The organism is Asticcacaulis sp. AC466 (genome assembly GCF_000495815.1).
Lineage (GTDB): Bacteria > Pseudomonadota > Alphaproteobacteria > Caulobacterales > Caulobacteraceae > Asticcacaulis.
Genome location: NZ_AWGE01000022.1, coordinates 1 through 18277, shown reverse-complemented (window position 1 = coordinate 18277; position 18277 = coordinate 1). Strand labels below are relative to the sequence as shown.

Below are 18277 nucleotides of genomic sequence, written 5' to 3'. Positions count from 1 at the left end.
GCGCCCTTTGACCTGACCTCAATCGCGATCCGGGGCGCCCAGAGGGAAAAAGTGGCGGTAGGGACGCGCTTCGTCCACAACACGGGCGACCGACGGGCGGCGCAAAAGGCGTGCCCGATAGGCCTTCAGCACCGGGTAGGCGTCGCCGATCGGGTGGACCCAGTCGGCATAAAAGAGCGCAGGCGCTGCGGCACAATCGGCTATCGTAAACCGGTCGCCGGTTGCCCAAGCGTCGTGCAGGCGCGTTTCCAGCCAGCCATAGGTCTTTTCGAGCATGGCGTGCCAATCGGCCACGCCGCGCGCATCGCGTTCGCCGGCGCTCCGCAAGCTGTCGCCGACGATGCGCTGCATCGGGCTATGGACATAGTCATCGAAAATGTCCGCCATCATGCGCGCGTCCAGCGCCTCACGCGGATCGGCCGGCACCATCGGCGGCGCATCGCCGTGATAGAGGTCGAGATATTCGATGATGGCGTTGCTTTCGACGACCGGACGCAACCCGTCGATCAGCGCCGGGAACTGACCCGTCGGCGACAATTCGACGATGCGCGCGGCATTTTCCGGGTGGTCGCCATCGATCATGCGAAAGGTAAAGGCCACATCGCGTTCATAGAGCGCAATCAGTGCCTTCCAAACGAAGCTGGCAAAGGGGTGGCCGTAGAGGTCCAGTGTCATCCTATGGCTCCATTGTGGAGGAGGGTGTCAAGCGCATCATATTGCAAGGCGGTGCCATGGCGGCGGCTTTCGGTTCCGTCCTGGCCATCGAAGAAAACGATCTGTTCCGTATAGGCGACCTCGGTCTTATCGCCCTGGGGCACAAGTATCAGGCTGGCCAACGTGGTGGAATGGAACCGATCGTTGTGGTGCAGGTCGTAGGCGTAGACCAGACGTTGGTCCGGCTCTATCAGGTGGAAACGCGCCTCGAAACGCGGCACCATGCCGCTCGTATTGAAACGCCCGGTGACAAGCTCGGTGCCCCCGACACGAAAGTCCAGGGTGTGCCGGGTCAATGTCCAGTCTGTCATGGGGCCCGTGAACCATTGCAGCTTGATCGCGGGATCGGACCACGCGCGGAAAATACGCTGGGGCGTGGCCGCCCAGGTGCGCCGGAGCGTAAAGGTGCCGTGGAAAAAAGGCGTGGTCATGTCTGATCTTCCGGTGTTTCAAGCAGCTTGCCCAGGTGATCGAAGCGATCTTCCCACAGGCGCCGCCGGTCGCTTAGCCAGGTTTCGACCGTCAGCACAGCCTCAGGGGAGAGGCGGCATTGGCGGGTTCGGCCGTGCTTTTCGGTGACGATGAGGCCGCTGGATTCCAGCACATGGACGTGTTGGTGTATCGCCGCCAGCGACGAACTATAGGGCCGGGCCAATTCGCTGACCGAGGCGGGACCGCGCGACAGGCGGTCCAACATGCCGCGCCGCGTGGCGTCCGACAGGGCGTGAAAGGCGCGGTCCAGGGATATCGAAAGCTCAACCATATGCTTAAGTATTCATATCGATCGCAAAAGTCAACCAAATGCTTAAGTTTCGTCGTGATCGGCTATCGTTGGGAATGACCTTGCGTGCCTCATCGGAAACGGCGTTCACCCGGATAATATCAACTTCAAATTGGCTCACGAACTGGAGCAGGCGTTTATGCAGCCTTATTCGCCGCGATGTTCATTCGGCTGCTCTTTGCGGCAAGGATGGACCACGCACAAGTCCGCTTTGCCTGCGAGCGGACATTGCCGTTGGCTGTTATTTCTCTGGGACGGTGTTCCAAGCAAATTTTTTACCCGCAGTTCAACTAAACGTAGTATTTGACGTTTTCAATGCTCATAGGGAGATTTGTGTTGTCGTCTACTAACAGCCCCAACGCTCACATATTCGAGTACCTCGATTATTACTGCGACTCAGACAACAAGACGGACTACGCGGTTTTGCTCACCGGCCCCTGGGGCGCGGGCAAAACCTATCTCATCAAAGAGTATAGGGAGCGCCTTAAGGCCTCACTAAAGACTGAAACTCTCTTCGTCAGTCTCTATGGCATGTCTTCAACTGATCAGATTGATTTTGAATTTTTCAGGCAGTTGCACCCTGTACTGGCGTCGGACGGCATGAAGCTAGCCGCAAAGTTTGGCAAGGCGTTTTTGAAGGGAGCCCTGAAGATAGACATTGATGCCGACGGTAAAGACGATGGGACCCTAAGTCTAGCGCTTCCGGATTTGGATTCGGCCGCCAAGGGCGCTAAACGACCGAAGGACTACATCCTTATCTTCGACGACCTGGAGCGCAGCAGCCTCGACCTGGCGATCGTCCTCGGATATATAAATTACATTGTTGAGCACCAAGGCTCCAAAGCCATCATTTTGGCAAACAGCGCGAAAATCCGGGGGGTGGGCGACGAGTCAGAAAGTGACGAGAAGGAAGGAGGAAAATCCTCTGCCGACAAGGCCTTCGACGCCATCAAAGAAAAGCTAATAGGCCAAACTCTTGAAATTAAACCCGATGCGGAAGCAACGCTCGCCCCAGTCCTGGAAAGCTTCCCGAAAGGCATGGCGCGGGACTTCTTGATAGCGCACAGAACTGATATCCTCGACCTACAACGTGAAACGGCAACAGGTAATCTGAGAACACTGAAGCATGGCCTGAAGACGTTTGAGCGCATGACTCGCGCATTTGAAAGCTGCCACTGGGCAAACCAGAAAGCGGTTATGGAAATATTCCGTGCTTGTTTCATTCTGGTAGCGGAGCATAAGCTTGGTAAATTGCCTAGGAGTGAAATGGCTAAGTTGGATGGCGTAGCGATCCGGTCCTTGATGTTGTCGGACACCAAGAAACGTCCCGACTTCAAAACCTATGAGTATCTCAAAACCAAATACCCGACCTTCCCCTTTCGTAACACTGTGCCCTCGACGAAAACCTTTGCCACGCTAATTTGTGATGGTTGTCTCGATTGGGAAGAGCTACGTGCCGAGCTGAACGACAGTCCTCATTATAGGAGCCCGCGTGCCGAACAGCCTTGGGAGCGGTTGTACCATTATTGGACAATGAATGACGCCGATTTCGACGCCGATTGTGCAGCAGTGGAGGCCGCCTTTCAGAACCGCGAGTATGTGGAAACAGGGGTGGTGTTCCACGTCTTCGGGGTGAGGCTCGCCTTTGTTAAGGTCGGATCTATCTCCCAGACAGCAGATGACGTCGTCCGCGAGTGCAAGGCTTATATCGACTTTCTTTCCGATAACCGCCATCTGGCACCTGACTTTTCTGCCGACGCATTCCTGCCCGAAATGGGCTATGGAGGGCGCGCATATACCCACGGCGAAACGCCTGAGTTTGCCGAGATCGTTCGCCATTATCAGGTGGTCCTGGCGAAGATTTCTGAGGAACGGCTCACCGAGGTCGCCAACGGCCTAATGGCGCTTATAGATTCAAACCTTAGCCAGTTCACGCGGCAGCTGGTGTTCAACAACTTCCAGCACGCCCTCTATTACGACCGTCCCGTCCTTGCTAGGATCGCGCCGATTGACTTCGTTGAAAAGATACTTTCGGTCGGCGGGGAGGCACAAGTAGATATATTCAACACGTTGAAACTGCGATACGAGAACGATGTCATCCGGCATGCCTTGGCGCCGGAGCGGGCATGGTTGAAAGCCGTATCAGACGAATTGACTAGACGATTACCTTTTACAGGCAAGTTGTCGAAGTATCGCCTTCAGACCCGGCTTCAACACGTGATAAAGCCGATCCTCGATGCCGCCGATAAGCAGGATGCAGAGGAGAAGGCGTCGAGAGCGACGGCCAAGGGCGCCTTCGCCGACGGCGCGCCTCCCGCGAAGCCTGCCAAAAAATCTACGACCAACTCATCCGAAAAAGGTTTGCGCAGCAAAGTGCGCAATCCAAACGGTAAAAAGAACAAGGCTCCACATGGGGGCGCAACCGAACGTGGCTCGGGCTGAGCCTGGCGGCGATTGCCTTTATCGTGTTCGCGTTCGAGGCCGTCAACGTGCTGAATTTTGCCTATCCGGTCTGCAACGCGTTTTGAGGCGATTGCTGACCTAACAGCATAGGATCTTGGCGTCAGTCACCATAATATTTTCTGGAGCAATTTACTGTCGATGAGTTTTACGATTTCCTTCCGATAAGTATATAGTAAATTGCGCCACATATTATTGTATAAATCGGCACGACTATCATGGGGCTTACTGCTGCATCGATAGATTTGTTGTAAATACGTAAAATCATGTACGCAAAGAAAGCGCCAAGTGTTGCAATTTGGTAGATCCGTATTTTTGACACGTCTTTCGTCCTATGTTGTCCCAAACATCGATATGTCCCAGACGCTAGATCAGGACCGCCCGATTATGGATACCGCTGCGGCTTTTCCGGCGTGTATATTTAACACCATTATCTGCGGCGGGGCTCCGAAACGCACGGGCACGCCGCTTTCTCCTAAGCCGCGCGAGACAATCAAAATGCGGTCGCCGCGCGTAAGCCACCCTTTGGCGGTCTCTTCCAAATAGCGTGAGTTTCGGACCGGCGCGCCAATCCACGGAAAGCGAACCTGACCAGCGTGGGTATGCCCGGCCAGGATCAGCTTGGCTTCCGGATGGTCGCCAAACGGGTCCGGTTCGTGGATGAGCGTTATCACGGCGGCCCCCTTAGGCACCCCGTTCAGAGCCTGTGCGAAGTCCGGATGGCCGGTCGTCAGGTTGGCCAGGCCCGCCAGCCACATATCGCCACCGGGGCGCGGGACGCGGGCCGACTGATTGACCAGGACATGCACGCCCGCCTTTTGAAGTTGACGCGCCGCTTCGTCGCAGCTCCACCAACAGTCATGATTTCCCAGGACGCCGTAGACGCCAAGCGGCGCCGACAGCCGGCTTAAGGCCTGAAACCCGTCATCTTCGCGCGCCGTGTCCGCCTTTGAGCGCGCCCAAAGCTGGCGCATTCGGTGCACCGTCAGCCAATCGGTGCCGACATAATCGCCCCCCAACAGCACGATGTCCGGATGTAAGGCGTTCACCTGCTGCACAATCTTGCGAACGCGTGCCGGGGTCATATGCAGCGGATCAATGTGGAGGTCGGTGAGAAATACGGCGCGTATAGGGGCTGTGCTCTGAGGCCAATAGGGCGTCTGCACGTCGAACCTATCGACCGTCAGGCTTTCCGGCTCGAACCAGAACGCGTCCGCCGCCAGACCCGTCAGCAGCATGGCGCCAAGCGCCAACATCCATCGCCCTGCCTTCAGTTTACGCACGCGAACCAAACCATTTCACTTTGAGCCATAAATCGTCCGGCGGACAGTGGACGATTCACCGGCCGCTTTCAACGTCTGACTACGCCCCCCATTTGGCGCCCCTATCTGGCGCGCTTAAGCTTGAGCCGCGCGCCGGTGCGGGGGCGCGTCCTCTGACTCGATAAGACCCGTATCTGTGGGACCCGTATCGGTCGGAATCGTCTGCACCAATCCGAACCAATAGTCCTGGATGACCCCGATCAGATTGTCATAGTCGTCCAGGCTTATCGGCTTTATGACGTAGCCGTTGGCGCAGTCTTTATAAGCCGTCTGAAGGTCTTCCATCTCGCCGGTGGTACTTAGGATCACGATTGGAATGTTGCGCAGGGTGGGGTCCGCCTTGACCTGCTTCAACAGATGCAAACCGCTCATTCTGGGCAGATTGAGATCTGTCAGGATCAGGTCGGGCAGGTCAAGCGCTTCATATTTCCCTTCGCGTTTCAGCATCGAAAGGGCGAGTTCCGCCGATGTGGCGACAATCACCTGGCTGGGTAATTCCGAGCGGCGGAAGGCAAGCTTCATAAGCGTCGCTTCGCCAGCCGTATCCTCCACGAGCAGGACACGGGGAAGGTCGGTTCTTTCGCTGATCGTCGACATTTTAAAGCCTCCGCCACGGAAACTGGATATCAGTTCGCATTTTGGCTGACATGACTGTATCGGCAATTTTATTGTTAAACGATGCGTTTAGTAGGGTTGGGTTTTAGCGACCTGAGGTGCGCTTTCTGGCCCGCTTAAGCTTGAACAGCGGTCCGGTGTAGGTGCGCACCGGGTTGCCGCGTTCCAGGTTTTGGTGGGTATGGGTTACTTGATTGGCTTAAAGAAGCGATCCGGTCGGACGTTGAGCCAGGTCCAGGGTTTCCACAGGCTGGCGCCTTGCTTCCATGACAACAGCACAAGTTTAGCTGGACCTTCCAGGTTTTCCTCCGGCACCATATCGACGCCGCCGGTGGACATTGGGAAACGGCTATCCTCGGAATTGTCTCGGTTGTCACCCATCATGAAGTAATGATGCGCGGGCACGACAAAAACCTCCGTATCGTCAACCGCGCCGTCCTCGACCATGTCCTGCATCAAATGAGGACGCCCGCCCGGCAGCGTTTCGCTGTATTCGGTGGCTGTGTCCGTGCCGTTGAAAAACTTGGCGTCATTCGCGTGAACCAGGCCGACGCGGGTGGCGGGCACCGGACTGTCATTAACGAACAACTGGTTGTGTCGCATTTGAACGCGGTCGCCGGGCAAGCCAATGACCCGCTTGATCAAGTCTTTCTTATTGTCACCGGGAAGCTTGAACACCACCACGTCGCCGCGCGTGGGGGCCGTGCCAAACAGGCGCCCCTTGAGGAAGGGTAAGGTCACCGGCAGGGAATATTTTGAATAGCCGTAGTTCCACTTGGATATGATGATGTAGTCGCCCTCGTACAGAGTGGGCTCCATCGATGCCGAAGGAATGGTGAAGGGCTGGAAGAGTAGGGAACGTAAGACAAGAACAAGAAGAAGGGCGATCGCGATGACGGCGGCGGTTTCCTTAAGTTCCTCGATCACCGTCCGGGTCAGTGTTCTGGCCTCGGCCTGCTCTTGGTCCGATCCCGCATTTTCGGCAGAAGAGGCGAATGGCCGGGGTAGGGGATTGGGGTTTAGACCAGTCATAATTTACGTCTCGCACGCATGGCAGGCTTCCTGTTTCATTTGGAGCCTTGGTAGCCATCGCGCGCCCTTGCCGGCAAACTCTGGTCTATTGAGCGGGACTTAATTTGCCACAGGCGGGCGCGTTTTCAGCCAGACGGCCAGATTGTCCCGATATCGCCGGCTCAGTTTCAGGCGCTGTCCGCTTTGCAGCGCGAGCCACGCGTCCCCACGCCCGGTGCCCGTAATCTCGATGACGCGATCAAGCCGCACAATCGACGTTCTGTGGATTCGTGCGAACTGATCGACTGGCAGCGTGGCAAGCACTCGGGTTAATGAGCCATCGATCAATACGGTCCGCTCGCCCATGTGGACCTCAACATAGGCGCCGGCGGCACCCAGCCAGTCTATCTCGTCCAGAGGCACAATGCGCGTGCGTCCGTGCGCTCGCGCTATGAGGCTGGTGGAGGGCGGCGCAGTGTTTTGCAAGTTTGCCAATTGCGTCCGAAGCTGGTTGTCGCTGGACTCCCGCTCACGCAGAGCCGTGTAGCTGTCCTTCAACGCGACCAGCCCTACGATAAGAGCGTAGATCATCAGGTTAAAGTGCATGCTGGCGGATAGCTTGAGCGCCAGCAGATGGATCGTTTCGGAACCGTCAGGTTGGCCGTAAGCAAGCCAGCTACCGATCACCACAAACAGCAGGGCGTTGACGACGACGGTCAGGGGGCCGCAGAGAATATGGATAGCCAAATTCCGCGGCCATGCCTGTCTCTGAAGCAGGTTGAAGCGCCGCCCCAGCCATAGGGTCGTTGGGGTTAGCAGGGCCCAAAGGGCGCACCACAGAAAACTGCTTGGCAGGATTTGAGATAAGGGTTGCGTTTTGCCGTTCACGCGCGCGGCCATATCGATCTGTATCGACACCAGCAAGAAAATGATCGCCCATACGCCAACGATCGTAGCCGCCTTAAGGGCTGCGCCTTTGTAAGGTCCCGTTCCGGGCCAAGGTGGCGGACGGGTCATGAACTGATTAAGAGCTTTCATTTTCGGCGTCTTGCGTTGTGACCTATGGGTCTTGGCATATGCCACTATCCTATCAAATCGTGCGGTCAAGCGCAGAAAAATGATCCGTCACGTCGGTGTGAGATAGGGACCAGGCGCCTACCTGGGGGCAGACCTCGCCAAATCGTTGGATCACGTTCTTTTCTGCTTTTGAGTGTGGGGGGAAATGGACTGGAGGTCCGTTTTAGGCGCCGATTTACACTGCTGTTGACATCGCGTTCGTCGATCGCGTTTCATGCAGGCTGGGAAGTCGTGTTCCTTCGGTCAGGGGAGATAAATAATGCTTCGCCGTTCCTTCATCAAATGCGCACTTGCCGGGGCCGCTAGCGTCTCCGGCGGATCGGCAGTCCATGCGTCGGAAAATCCTTTTATCGAGACCTACCGTAAGCTTATCCGTGAGAGTATGAGCCGCAATCGCTTAACCGGTGCCAGTGCCGTACTCGTCCAAGCAGGCGGCGTCGTCTGGTCCGAAGGGTTTGGCTATGCTGATCGCGAGAACGGTCTTGCCATGGCGTCCGACACCCTCGTTCCAATCGGCTCTGTAACGAAAACCTTCACGGCCCTCGCGCTGATGCAACTGCAGGCGGACGGCTTGCTCGATATCGACCGTCCCGTAACCGATTATGTGCCGCGCCTGCGTATTGAGACACGCGGTGCGGACCTCAATCTGGTGACGGTACGCGCAATAATGAACCACACCTCTGGACTGCCAAGCGATATTTTTAAAGATACAGGCCTTGAAGACGCTAATTACGTCGACGTGGTTAATTTGCTGAACGACACGGCGCTGGCGGCATGGCCGCAAACGATTGGCCTCTATTCCAATATTGGCTATAGCCTGCTTGGCAATGTCATCCAGCGCGTCAGTCAGCGTGCCTATCCAGAGTATGTAAAAGAGCGAATCCTTGCGCCACTGGGTATGACACGCTCGGGATTTGTCACCGATCCTTCCCTTCGGCCACGCGCGCGGCTTTACTATCAAGATGGCCGTCTCACGCCCCCCCTGGAATTGCGTGATCAACCTGCCGGCGGCCTCTATTCTTGCACCGATGATTTGGCGCATTATGCGCTTGCTCTCATGCGGGCGTGGCAAGGCAAAAGCAATCCGGTGCTCGACGTTAAATCGGTGCAAACCATGTTTCGTCTCTCCAACCAAGACATCATGGTAGAGAGCAATAAGAAGGGGTTGGGCTGGTTCATGTTCAAGGACGGCAACGCTTTCGCCATGTATCATGCTGGCAGCACTGGTTTTGGCAATGCGTCACTGCTCCTGATGCCTCAATTAGGAATTGCCGCGGCGATTCTGGTCAACAGTGTTGGCGGCAATGCGCTGGCAAGCGAATTTGCGTTCCGTGTGCTTGAGGACCATGGACTTAAGCCGACGAGCATTCGTCCAGTTTCCCACCTGGCGCCGGCAGACCCCAAGGCGGTTGAAGTTCGTATGCCACCTTCGGCGCTGGTCCGTCACGTTGGCGACTATCCGCGCAAGCGTACGTTTGCCAGGGTCACGTTTGAGCAAAACGAGCTGTGGCTACATGAGCCGGAGGGTACGCTCAGACTTCAGCCGATGTCAGATGGAAGCTTCCTGCCTTATCAACAAACTCAAAGCGCCCCATCTCAGGCGGAAGGCGGTGAGCGCTATCGGTTCGCTGATGTTGGTCCGTACCATGTGTTATTCGTACAATCGCAGGAGGAGGGCGATTATCAGGCGGGATACCGGGTCACAACACCTCCGCTCAATGACGTTTGGCGAAGGCGCGTTGGGCGCTATGATCATTTCGGCTATCAGATACCGGGAGCTGAGCAGATACTGTTCAGTGAAATCGAAATTCTTGAAGAGCGCCTGCTGAGTATGAAACTAGCCTATAATACCGGAACTTACGCATATACGTTGGTTATCGACGGTCCCAGCAGGGCGTTTACGGGCGGTCTCGGACCCGAGACGACGGGTGAGTTGGTGCACTTTACCGACGAAGGCGTCATGATCTATTCCGGCCTCACTTTTCGGCGAGTCTAAGCGCCTGAATGGCGGGCAGCTCTCGGTGAAAAGTAACAGAACATAATCCTTACGAAGCACGGCCTATATTTCCAAGCCGTTTGCTTTAAATGCTCTGACAACCTGTATTTCCGCTTTGATCTAGCGTAGCTGGCCAAACACGAATGTCTGCCTTGGGCGCACAGGCGAAGATGGTTCCTGCGCGCTGAGCCGAAGACGGATAATGTCCATCTGCAGGCATTCGTTTGGTGAGTCAGCGGATCATTGATGCAAGTTGCGCGAACGCATCGGCAATAATGGGAACCTTCGCGGCAAATTGGACATCGCTGTTGAGTACGGCGCCGCGCATGATGTCGTCGCTGAGTTCGAGGCCTGGCATCAGGGTTACAGACTTCGCCTTTACCCCATCCATCACCTGCTTAAGTTGCGCCGCGCATTTGCCGCCGCCGTGGCCGCCGTAGGTGACGATGAGCACCGGCTTGCCATGCCACTCGCGGTATAGATGGTCGACGGCATTTTTTAGGGCTGCGGGATAGCCCCAATTATATTGCGGCGTGACGAAGACTACTGCCGATGCGTTAGTCACCTTGTCGCTCCAGGCCTGCGTCAGTGCGCTGGCGTAGGGGCCGACGGCCGGAATATGCGGTTCATCATCCATGGGTAGCGACCATTGCGTCAGGTCGATGATCTCGTACTCAAGCGATGTGGAAGCGCGACCGATACCGGCCACCCAACGAGTGATTTGCGGGCATAACCGGTTAGCGCGGACACTACCCATTATGATTAGAACTGGAGACGTCATTGCGAATCCTCTTAGTATGTGCATAATACACGTAATTAATGCGCCACTTTAGGAGCGATGTAAAGCGTGTATAGTGCACATAATGATGAGCTAGCGTTGGCGCTGCTGAGTGTGGTCGGTGCCATGAACAGCCCCCGCCAAGATGCTATGTTGGTTGAAGAGGCTGGAGTTGAACTGGACCGCGCCCTTTTCCCTCTCATATCGTGCATTGGTCGGGCCGGGTCTATCGGCGTGGTTGACCTGGCCGATCAGGTCGGCCGCGACCATTCGACCGTTAGTCGGCAAGTCGCCCGTTTGGAATCAATGCATCTGGTCGTTCGTCAGCCTGGCCTTGACAAACGTGTCAACGAGGCCGCGCTGACTCCTACAGGTGCCGATACGGTGGCCGCTTTGACCGCTGCGAGGGAAAGGCTGATGATCCGGTTTCTTGCCGACTGGTCCAACGCGGAAAAGGCAGATTTAACGCGTCTGCTGGCCAAGCTGTCCAACACGCTGAAGTCTCTTCATAAGGCTTGAAGCTTCGCTTAAGGCGTCATCAAAATTTATTCAGGCTACAGTAATCGCTTTTTGCTTCCGCTTTTGAGTAATTACCTAAGTTAGCCAGTGCATGTCGCCTTTGGGGCGCTAACCGGCTGTCGCGGGCGGTGGTGCGTCCCGCGACAGCCGGTGCGCTATCTGGCCAGCTTAAGCTTGAAAAGCGGGCCGGTATAGGTGCGCACCGGGTTGCCGCGTTCCAGGTTTTGGTGGGCGGACCATTGCTCAAGCTGCGCCGCCTTACGCGCCCCGGCACGTCGTTCCTCAAGCCGTATGGCCAGTTTCAGTATCGCCAGTTTGCGGTTTGCATGCTGGGATCGCTGTTCCTGCGCCGTCGTGACCAAGCCGGTGGGGCGGTGGGTCGCCCGTACCGCGCTGTCGGTCTTGTTAACATGTTGTCCGCCCGGTCCACTGGCCCGCAGGGTTTGAAAGGCGATATCGTCTTCGCGCAAATCGGGCACGGTGTCGGGGGAGGGCGCAGGCGCCACCCCCACGAACCAGTTACGCCGTTTGTGCCCTGGGCGGAATGGGCTGTCGCCCACCCACAGGATGGTGCCCGTGCGGTCGCGAGCAAACGCCTGGGCCTCATCGCCGCTCACCCGCAACAGCAGAGACGTCGGCAGGTCGTCCTCTGCCTCCAGAACCTCGCAGGTCACCCCTTGCTTGGCCCCTTCGCGCGTGAAGGCCTGAGCCAGGCGGGCCACCACCCATCGGCACTCTTCCGGGCCCTTGCCGGAGGTTAAATGCAGAATGATATCCGTCATTGGGCCCTCGTTTTGTAGCTGAGCAATGGCCGAAGCCTTGCTATGACACGGATAAGGCCTGCGTCCTCCAGATCGGCGATGACGCCGGCTATATCCTTGTAAGCCTCAGGGGCTTCTTCGTAGATGAGGCGGCGGTCTTCGCAGATGACGTGACTGGACAGCTTTGTGCGCTGCAAGTCGGCCACCCGAAAGCGACGCGACAGGCGGGCATGGGCGTCGTTACGGCTCCATTTTCGCCCGGCGCCATGGGCCAGTGAAAACAGCGCCTTGTCGCCGCTGTCCAGAACGGGTTCGGCCAGATAGCTGAAATCGCCTCTCGATCCGGGGATGACGATGAGGCCGCGATCCGCCGGCGCCGCCCCCTTGCGGTGGAGCCAGCCGGTGCGGTGTTCGGTCACGCTGTTGTGGACGATGTCGAGACAGCGACGGCCGGACAGGCCGATGGCGTTCAGGAACCGCTCCGCGATTATGGTTCGGTTCACGACGGCCCACGCCACGGCCTGATCGTGCCGCAGCAGGTACGCCCTGGCGTCCGGGCGGGTGGCCAGCAGGCCCAGCTTGCCGGTGAGAGCCATCTGCGCCTGGAGGATCGCCTGGCCTAGGCCGCGCGAACCGCTATGGACCATCATCCAGACGCGGTCATCGCTGAGATTGAGGGCCGCAAACCGTTCAGGCGCCAGGATGTCCTCGATGCGCTGAAACTCGACGAAGTGGTTGCCGCCGCCGATCGTGCCGAGACCCGGACTGGCCAGGTCGATGGGCAGGCCCGCCGCGGCCAGGGCGTCTTCGACCGATCCGTCCCAGGGATCGTCGAGGCCATGGAGCTTGCGTTCCACCTGGCCCACGCGGAACTTGCGCACCGCCAGGCTGGTTTCCCACAGCGCCATCCCGCAGCCGATATCGCTGCCGACCAGGTGCGGCCATATGCGGTCGGGCGACCAGAAGGCTGCGCCCACGGCGATACCGTTGCCGGCATGGAGGTCGGGCAGGCCAACCACCCGGCCCATGCCGTCAAGACGGGCCGTGGCATCGAGCTGATCCAGGGCTATGGGGTCGAAGCGCGCCCGGTCACGCCCGATCAGGGTGAGTTCACAACATGTTTTCATGCGTGGCCTCCCGCGTGAGCGTGGCGCACATCGGTTGAATGGAGGGCGCGGTCGCCGCCCATATGCGGATCGTCAGAAGGGTGAAAAGAAGCAGCGCTTAGTGCGCAGCTAAATAGGGTCAGGCGTGCGTTTGCGCCCGACAGGAAATTGCCCATGCAATTTGTTCCTGAATAGTATGGATAGGGAAATCGATTTCGAGATTGAGGAACAGTACTCGCATGATTTTCTCCTTTCCGAATTCAGGGACACGCCGGGACTGGCTACCCGGCCTCATAAGAGATTGTGAGGCACAAATCAACCCGATTTGCGAGGGGGCTGTATGCTCTGGGCCTGGCGCGGTCATTGCCCCTGCTAACTTGCCTTGGGTGGGTTCACGATATCCGCGTAGCCGTGCGCCCGCAGCCAGGTAGCCACGCGTGGCCATTGGCCCGACGATAAAAACTGGTGGAGTGTCTTTGGGGTATTCCCCAGGCGTGGATTTGCGCCGCGTTCAAGGAGAAGAAGCGTCATATCTTCGTCCCAAACGGAAACCAAAGGCGTTTCCCCGTCTTTGTCTAGCGCGTTGATATCGGCGCCATGGTCGAGAAGGAAGGTAATCATGGCTTCATTATCCCGCTGTCTGTGCAGGAGCGTCTGGCCGGCGGCGTCGCGCGCATTTATGTCGGCGCCCAGGTCCAAAAGGCGTTGCGCGACATCAATAGGTGCGGACTCGTCCGGATATCGGGTCGGGAGTTTGAAGAGGACAGAGACCGGAATATTCCCGGCATTCGGATCAGCGAAGGTGAGATCCGGTTGGAACGGCAGGATTAGGTCCAAGGCCACCAAGTCACCGGATTCGACCGCCGCCTGAAACGCCCGGTCAACCTTCGCGTGGTCGATTTTACCGTCGCTTATCAAGGCGCCATCGGCGACCAATTTCGCGGCAATATCGATTCTCCCGGCGCTTAGCGCCGCCTCAAGGAGGGTGCGAGGCTCGCCGTCTTCCTGGGAAATGCCAAACGCATCTTGCGGCGCTCCCAATGCCAAAACGGCGAGAACGACTTCGTCTTTCACGTATTTGTTTTCCGCGATTTGGAGCAGAAAACGGCCGGCAGCCTCGGTTTTGAAATCAAATCCATTTTGTTTGAGTTGGTCGATGGTCGCGAGCGTGGGCACCCACCAGCTTCCCATATCGATCACATGCCGCACGCCAAAGGCCAGGAAGTGACCGTCCGGTGGCAGACCGGTGCCTGTCTTTTGATCGTATTCGGTCAAGGATTTGGTCTTACCGCCCAATGTGATTTCGATACGGGAAATGTATCGGCCCTTGTTTTCGGCGTGGGGCGGGTAGACGTCCCGCAAGGACCAGAAGTCGGCGGCCTGCGCCTCATGCAGGAGCCGTGCGACCGATTTTGGGTCCACCGTGTAGGCTTGCGGGCCAAGAAAATAATAGGGGCTTGTGTCTGAGTAGATTGCCCTGCCATCGCCGTGGACCTCTATGCGATAACCGAAGTAGGGCATGTCCTGGATGATTGTGACCTGGTGTACGTCGCCGTCGGGCATGGGGATTTCCCGTTGCGGCAACTCGTATTCGCGGACGTCAAGGTCCGCTATAGCCTCGGTCGGCTTGCCGTCGATGACAAGGGGGCGAAATCGCCATCTGGATATCTCGTTGGCCCAGGTTCGTCTCTGCGCCGTCAATTCCGGCTGGGTGGTCTGGCCATATGTGGGCGCGAGGGCAAAGCAGCGCACGCGGCCGTTTACGCCAACAATCAATTGTGCCCGAAAGCCGAATTGTGTCGTCGTATCGAACCGGTAGTAAATCTCAGGGTCCGTTATGATCCCTTCTAAAGCCGGAAATTCGCTGGAGGGCTCAAGCTCTGAGAAGGCCCTGTCTATGTCGTCGGGAGAGCGCGCGTTTCTAAACGAGGCGCTGGCGGGCCGAAAGGCGGTGGCGATATCCGTTGGCGTGCAGTCGGGCGGCATGGCTGCCATCGCCGCACCGGGTGTGGCAAGGCCAAGGGCCGCCGTCACAAGGAAACGGTATAGTTTGTTTTCCATAAATCCCCCCACATCCCCGTGCCAAGTATGGCGGATTTGCCTGAAAAGGCCAGTCCCGGGTCGCTATTTTGTACGCCAACCCACTCTAGCTAGGACGCGCATAAGCAGTTGACGAGATCATCTTTAGGACGAACATATTGAACATGTGATTGGCATATAGATTGACCTTGCCGGCCATCTCGCCCTGAACTTGGCTTCTAACGCCGGCTAACCCAGTTCACGTTTCTCTTTCGGAGTGGCAATGTCTCAACAAACGACGGCTCGGTCATTCTTTCAGTCGCCCGTCTATTTGAAGGGACGCTGGCTGTCCTGCGCTCTGCCACCGTTGGCGTTCATCGCCCTCGAAGAGACGCCGGGCCTTAGCGGCTTAAATGGACTCAACGCGGCAGCCTTAATTGTATTAAGCCCGGTCGTTGTCGGCGTTGGGTTTGGCCTGACGCTTGGCATTGTTAAGTTGACGCGATGGATTGGCGGGAAGGTCAGGCTGCATTCCCGGGCAGGTTTAGCGTTATTGATGTTGACGATCGTTGGCATTCTGAGCCCTCACGCCTATTTGGATGGCGACTGGCTGCTATTGGGCGTGATCGAAATCGCTTCACTCCCGGCTGCCCTCATGCTTGCGACCCTCCAGATGCCCGAACGTGAGCCAGCTAATTCGGTTGAGGAAGACAGTGGAAAATAGGTCAGAACCGCCAACCTTTACAAGGACGTACCATCACGGAGACGGCCGGGAGTTGCCTGTCAAGATTTGGGCGCCGGATGAGTCAAGTGTACCCATGTTTTGTTGGTTTAAAATTGGCGATGAAAATGTTCGGCGGGCGCCCGGTTCAGACCCGTTGGAGGCCCTGTTTAATGCCATGAAAACCATCGAAATGCTGCTTAGCGGGATTAGGAATAACCGCGATAAGGGTTTGCACTGGAAAGACGCGCTCGAAGAGGGCGATCTGGGTTTGCCCGCTTTTTATGGCCTGGAGCATCAAGTCTCCGACCCAAAAGGCGTAGATGGCTAGCCTTGCCGGGGAATGAGGGGGGACTATGACGGAGGCATCTGAAAAGGCACCGAACCGGTTTTTGGTTGCCGTTGGGGGATTGATTTGCGGGGGCGCTATAGCCAGTTGGTTCGCACTTTTTCATTTCGTAGACAAATGGCTGGTCAGCGCCCCAAGGGCGCCTGGGGGCGAATTCATCTATGCGCACGTTGATCATGGCGGCCTGAGCTACTTCAACGCCCTACAATCGACGGCGTTGCATCTGTATATTCCCCTTTGGTGCATCGCGTTTGTTGGGGGATTGATCCTTAACGCTGCCTTTGGGGAAAATGCCATCAGCCGACGCCGTATAACCCGGGATATGTTGCCCGGCTATGCGTTCGGAGCCGTAGGCGCGATAGTCGCAATCGGGATCATCTTCTTTTTTGGCCATGCGATTCTAGGCGCGCTGGTGAGCAGTCCATTCGGTCCCAGTAATGATGATCTGAGTATGGTCACCCATAACTGAGATATATACGACGGCGCGCGATGGATGGGGGCCATGCAGTCAATTTTACGTCTTTTCAGCCTGAAAGGCCGGCTTAACCGAATAGGTTTCTGGCTCAATTGGACTGCGCTTTTGGCCATATCTGTCTGCCTTGCCGGTTTGTGGATCTGGGTGGTGGACCGTGCGGGGATTGTTCCTGCAACCTTGGCGATTTTGCCGTTTCGCTTGCCGTTGCTGGCGCAGCAGGTTTCCATGTATGTCCGCAGGCTGAGGGACGCCGGAAGGCCAGGGGATGATGTGATTTTTTTGCTGGCGGTTTATGCCGTAATGACTGTTGTGGCCCTATACATAGCGTCCGGTGCCATCAGTGCGCGAACGGAATGCCAGCTGACGGGATATGACAACTGTGGGGATGCCGGCGGTTTCGAACTATTTACGTTTCTGTTTGGTATTGGCCCTTTGACGGGTTTACCTGGACCCTTATCGTTTTTCTGGGCCTTGTCGGTGGGCCTGGCCAAGCCGCGTGGTCGCGCCCTTGCATCGGCAAGTCCGGCGCAATAGTGCGGATGTGAGCAGTCCATTCGGTCCCAGCAATGATGTGAGTATGGTCAGCCGGAACTGAGATATACTGAAGCGCGCGATGGATGGGGGCTCAACCTAATGATGATGAGGCGAGATATCAGATTGTATGCGGTGGCTGTGATCGCCGTGATCAGTCTCGCCATTTTAGGGGGTTATATTATTCTGTCTGCGCGGAGCAGACATGTAAATCATACGCCTGATTTTTTAAAGAACGAGATTTTAAAGGGCAACCTAAAATATTACGATGAAATGTTCATGTATATAAATTACAACCCGAAAAAAATAGACAAGTCTGATCGGCTGTCCTTACTAAAAAAGATGGCTGAAAATGGGGGATTTGTCTACAAAAGGCATTATGCCTATGCGCTTTTGCGTTATGATATGTGTGAGGAAGCGGTTGACTATATAGCTGACGAGAAGATTGCGAGCCGGTTTGCAAATCGGCCTGATGCGTTGCAATTGATATCAGACAGCACGGGGCAAACGGGTCAGTTTTGTCCGCCTTTTCATACGACGAAAATCAATTTGACCGCCAAAATTAAGTTCGCTGCATCTGACATTGACATGTTCAAAGGTTATGACGCCGTCTGTGGAACCGTTAATGGCCGTCGCTTTTATACTTACATATTCTCTGATGACCCAAGAATAGAAGGCATTGGAGAGGCGGTGGATGAAAACAATTGCCGCTTTGATGAGGGGTATGCGGACTACTGCCTGGGATCGCCCGTTGCGGGTAAGCAGTGTCGGGGATTTGACCCGGAAAAGAGCGATGACATCATCTATCCGCCTCGAAATGTAGGCCGTCGCTGATTTTACCGGTCATTGCCTCACGCCCCCCATCCTGGGCCGCCCATGCCTTCATAGCGGCGACCAACCAATCCGTGAGGCCGGGGCCAGGCCTTCGAAATGGTTTCTGTAGTCGCCGTAACCCAGGTAAACGTCCGCCACGCTGATGTAATATTGCGGCGTGCAGGGCGATCCCGTGACGGCCGTGGTCATGACGCGGTGGCGGGCCAGC

19 protein-coding genes are annotated in these 18277 nt (G+C 56.7%); 8 read left to right on the top strand and 11 right to left on the bottom strand.

What is annotated here, in order from left to right; all coding sequences use genetic code 11:
- Positions 1-18 precede the first annotated feature (18 nt).
- Genes AEAC466_RS40985 through AEAC466_RS40975 form a run of 3 tightly spaced genes read right to left on the bottom strand, consistent with a single transcriptional unit; the run spans position 19 to position 1477 of the window.
- On the bottom strand, positions 19-675 hold the full coding sequence (locus AEAC466_RS40985) for a glutathione S-transferase family protein (protein WP_023459786.1): 657 nt from the start codon (positions 673-675) through the stop codon (positions 19-21).
- Complete coding sequence (locus AEAC466_RS40980; protein ID WP_023459785.1) at positions 672-1145, bottom strand: SRPBCC family protein; 474 nt, start codon at positions 1143-1145, stop codon at positions 672-674. The genes AEAC466_RS40985 and AEAC466_RS40980 overlap by 4 nt, the downstream gene beginning before the upstream one ends.
- Positions 1142-1477, bottom strand: coding sequence for an ArsR/SmtB family transcription factor (locus AEAC466_RS40975; protein ID WP_023459784.1), 336 nt, complete (start codon positions 1475-1477; stop codon positions 1142-1144). Before AEAC466_RS40975 ends, AEAC466_RS40980 begins: the two co-directional genes overlap by 4 nt.
- Positions 1478-1831: 354 nt before the next feature.
- On the opposite strand from AEAC466_RS40975, the gene AEAC466_RS40970 reads away from it, so the two are divergent.
- Positions 1832-3937, top strand: coding sequence for a P-loop NTPase fold protein (locus tag AEAC466_RS40970; protein ID WP_162148976.1), 2106 nt, complete (start codon positions 1832-1834; stop codon positions 3935-3937).
- 389 nt (positions 3938-4326) lie between these two features.
- Here AEAC466_RS40970 and AEAC466_RS40965 read toward each other — a convergent pair whose 3' ends face one another.
- From AEAC466_RS40965 to AEAC466_RS43970, 4 genes are all read right to left on the bottom strand, one after another.
- A complete protein-coding gene (locus AEAC466_RS40965; RefSeq protein ID WP_235074344.1) occupies positions 4327-5238 on the bottom strand; it encodes a metallophosphoesterase in 912 nt (303 codons plus the stop codon).
- A 114-nt stretch (positions 5239-5352) separates the two neighbouring features.
- The gene (locus AEAC466_RS40960) at positions 5353-5874 is read right to left on the bottom strand and encodes a response regulator (RefSeq protein ID WP_023459781.1); all 522 of its coding nucleotides are present in this window, start codon (positions 5872-5874) and stop codon (positions 5353-5355) included.
- 204 nt (positions 5875-6078) lie between these two features.
- The gene (gene lepB, locus AEAC466_RS40955; RefSeq protein WP_023459780.1) at positions 6079-6924 is read right to left on the bottom strand and encodes a signal peptidase I; all 846 of its coding nucleotides are present in this window, start codon (positions 6922-6924) and stop codon (positions 6079-6081) included.
- A gap of 99 nt (positions 6925-7023) precedes the next feature.
- The gene (locus AEAC466_RS43970; protein WP_023459779.1) at positions 7024-7941 is read right to left on the bottom strand and encodes a LytR/AlgR family response regulator transcription factor; all 918 of its coding nucleotides are present in this window, start codon (positions 7939-7941) and stop codon (positions 7024-7026) included.
- Positions 7942-8239: 298 nt separating this feature from the next.
- Here AEAC466_RS43970 and AEAC466_RS40950 point away from each other — a divergent pair, with 298 nt between their 5' ends.
- Positions 8240-9976, top strand: a complete 1737-nt coding sequence (locus tag AEAC466_RS40950; RefSeq protein WP_023459778.1) for a serine hydrolase domain-containing protein — start codon at positions 8240-8242, stop codon at positions 9974-9976.
- Between the two features lie 232 nt (positions 9977-10208).
- Here the strand turns inward: AEAC466_RS40950 and AEAC466_RS0122825 are convergent, their stop codons facing one another.
- A complete protein-coding gene (locus tag AEAC466_RS0122825) occupies positions 10209-10757 on the bottom strand; it encodes an NADPH-dependent FMN reductase (RefSeq protein ID WP_035430401.1) in 549 nt (182 codons plus the stop codon).
- 66 nt (positions 10758-10823) lie between these two features.
- On the opposite strand from AEAC466_RS0122825, the gene AEAC466_RS40945 reads away from it, so the two are divergent.
- Entirely contained in the window at positions 10824-11273 is a 450-nt protein-coding gene (locus AEAC466_RS40945; RefSeq protein WP_031239444.1) for a MarR family winged helix-turn-helix transcriptional regulator, read from the top strand.
- A gap of 155 nt (positions 11274-11428) precedes the next feature.
- Here the strand turns inward: AEAC466_RS40945 and prfH are convergent, their stop codons facing one another.
- The 3 genes from prfH to AEAC466_RS40930 form a co-directional block, all read right to left on the bottom strand.
- On the bottom strand, positions 11429-12055 hold the full coding sequence (gene prfH, locus AEAC466_RS40940; protein ID WP_023459775.1) for a peptide chain release factor H: 627 nt from the start codon (positions 12053-12055) through the stop codon (positions 11429-11431).
- Positions 12052-13161: an RNA ligase RtcB family protein gene (locus AEAC466_RS40935; protein ID WP_023459774.1), complete on the bottom strand. Its 1110-nt coding sequence runs from the start codon at positions 13159-13161 to the stop codon at positions 12052-12054. The genes prfH and AEAC466_RS40935 overlap by 4 nt, the downstream gene beginning before the upstream one ends.
- Before the next feature lie 351 nt (positions 13162-13512).
- Positions 13513-15201, bottom strand: a complete 1689-nt coding sequence (locus AEAC466_RS40930; protein WP_023459772.1) for an ankyrin repeat domain-containing protein — start codon at positions 15199-15201, stop codon at positions 13513-13515.
- Positions 15202-15442: 241 nt separating this feature from the next.
- Here AEAC466_RS40930 and AEAC466_RS40925 point away from each other — a divergent pair, with 241 nt between their 5' ends.
- The 5 genes from AEAC466_RS40925 (at position 15443) to AEAC466_RS40905 (ending at position 18069) form a co-directional block, all read left to right on the top strand.
- Entirely contained in the window at positions 15443-15883 is a 441-nt protein-coding gene (locus AEAC466_RS40925) for a hypothetical protein (protein ID WP_155913825.1), read from the top strand.
- The gene (locus AEAC466_RS45315; RefSeq protein ID WP_444826223.1) at positions 15843-16211 is read left to right on the top strand and encodes a DUF6968 family protein; all 369 of its coding nucleotides are present in this window, start codon (positions 15843-15845) and stop codon (positions 16209-16211) included. Before AEAC466_RS40925 ends, AEAC466_RS45315 begins: the two co-directional genes overlap by 41 nt.
- A gap of 25 nt (positions 16212-16236) precedes the next feature.
- Positions 16237-16698: a hypothetical protein gene (locus AEAC466_RS40915; protein ID WP_023459768.1), complete on the top strand. Its 462-nt coding sequence runs from the start codon at positions 16237-16239 to the stop codon at positions 16696-16698.
- Positions 16699-16731: 33 nt separating this feature from the next.
- Positions 16732-17238: a DUF805 domain-containing protein gene (locus AEAC466_RS40910; protein WP_162148975.1), complete on the top strand. Its 507-nt coding sequence runs from the start codon at positions 16732-16734 to the stop codon at positions 17236-17238.
- Between the two features lie 138 nt (positions 17239-17376).
- The gene (locus tag AEAC466_RS40905; RefSeq protein WP_155913821.1) at positions 17377-18069 is read left to right on the top strand and encodes a hypothetical protein; all 693 of its coding nucleotides are present in this window, start codon (positions 17377-17379) and stop codon (positions 18067-18069) included.
- Positions 18070-18277 lie beyond the last annotated feature (208 nt).

Coding starts and splice junctions, on each gene's coding strand:
- AEAC466_RS40985 (WP_023459786.1), bottom strand. CDS start 675: ATGACACTGGACCTCTACGGCCACCCCTTTGCCAGCTTCGTTTGGAAG.
- AEAC466_RS40980 (WP_023459785.1), bottom strand. CDS start 1,145: ATGACCACGCCTTTTTTCCACGGCACCTTTACGCTCCGGCGCACCTGG.
- AEAC466_RS40975 (WP_023459784.1), bottom strand. CDS start 1,477: ATGGTTGAGCTTTCGATATCCCTGGACCGCGCCTTTCACGCCCTGTCG.
- AEAC466_RS40960 (WP_023459781.1), bottom strand. CDS start 5,874: ATGTCGACGATCAGCGAAAGAACCGACCTTCCCCGTGTCCTGCTCGTG.
- lepB (WP_023459780.1), bottom strand. CDS start 6,924: ATGACTGGTCTAAACCCCAATCCCCTACCCCGGCCATTCGCCTCTTCT.
- AEAC466_RS43970 (WP_023459779.1), bottom strand. CDS start 7,941: ATGAAAGCTCTTAATCAGTTCATGACCCGTCCGCCACCTTGGCCCGGA.
- AEAC466_RS40950 (WP_023459778.1), top strand. CDS start 8,240: ATGCTTCGCCGTTCCTTCATCAAATGCGCACTTGCCGGGGCCGCTAGC.
- AEAC466_RS0122825 (WP_035430401.1), bottom strand. CDS start 10,757: ATGACGTCTCCAGTTCTAATCATAATGGGTAGTGTCCGCGCTAACCGG.
- prfH (WP_023459775.1), bottom strand. CDS start 12,055: ATGACGGATATCATTCTGCATTTAACCTCCGGCAAGGGCCCGGAAGAG.
- AEAC466_RS40935 (WP_023459774.1), bottom strand. CDS start 13,161: ATGAAAACATGTTGTGAACTCACCCTGATCGGGCGTGACCGGGCGCGC.
- AEAC466_RS40930 (WP_023459772.1), bottom strand. CDS start 15,201: ATGGAAAACAAACTATACCGTTTCCTTGTGACGGCGGCCCTTGGCCTT.
- AEAC466_RS40925 (WP_155913825.1), top strand. CDS start 15,443: ATGTCTCAACAAACGACGGCTCGGTCATTCTTTCAGTCGCCCGTCTAT.
- AEAC466_RS40915 (WP_023459768.1), top strand. CDS start 16,237: ATGACGGAGGCATCTGAAAAGGCACCGAACCGGTTTTTGGTTGCCGTT.
- AEAC466_RS40910 (WP_162148975.1), top strand. CDS start 16,732: ATGCAGTCAATTTTACGTCTTTTCAGCCTGAAAGGCCGGCTTAACCGA.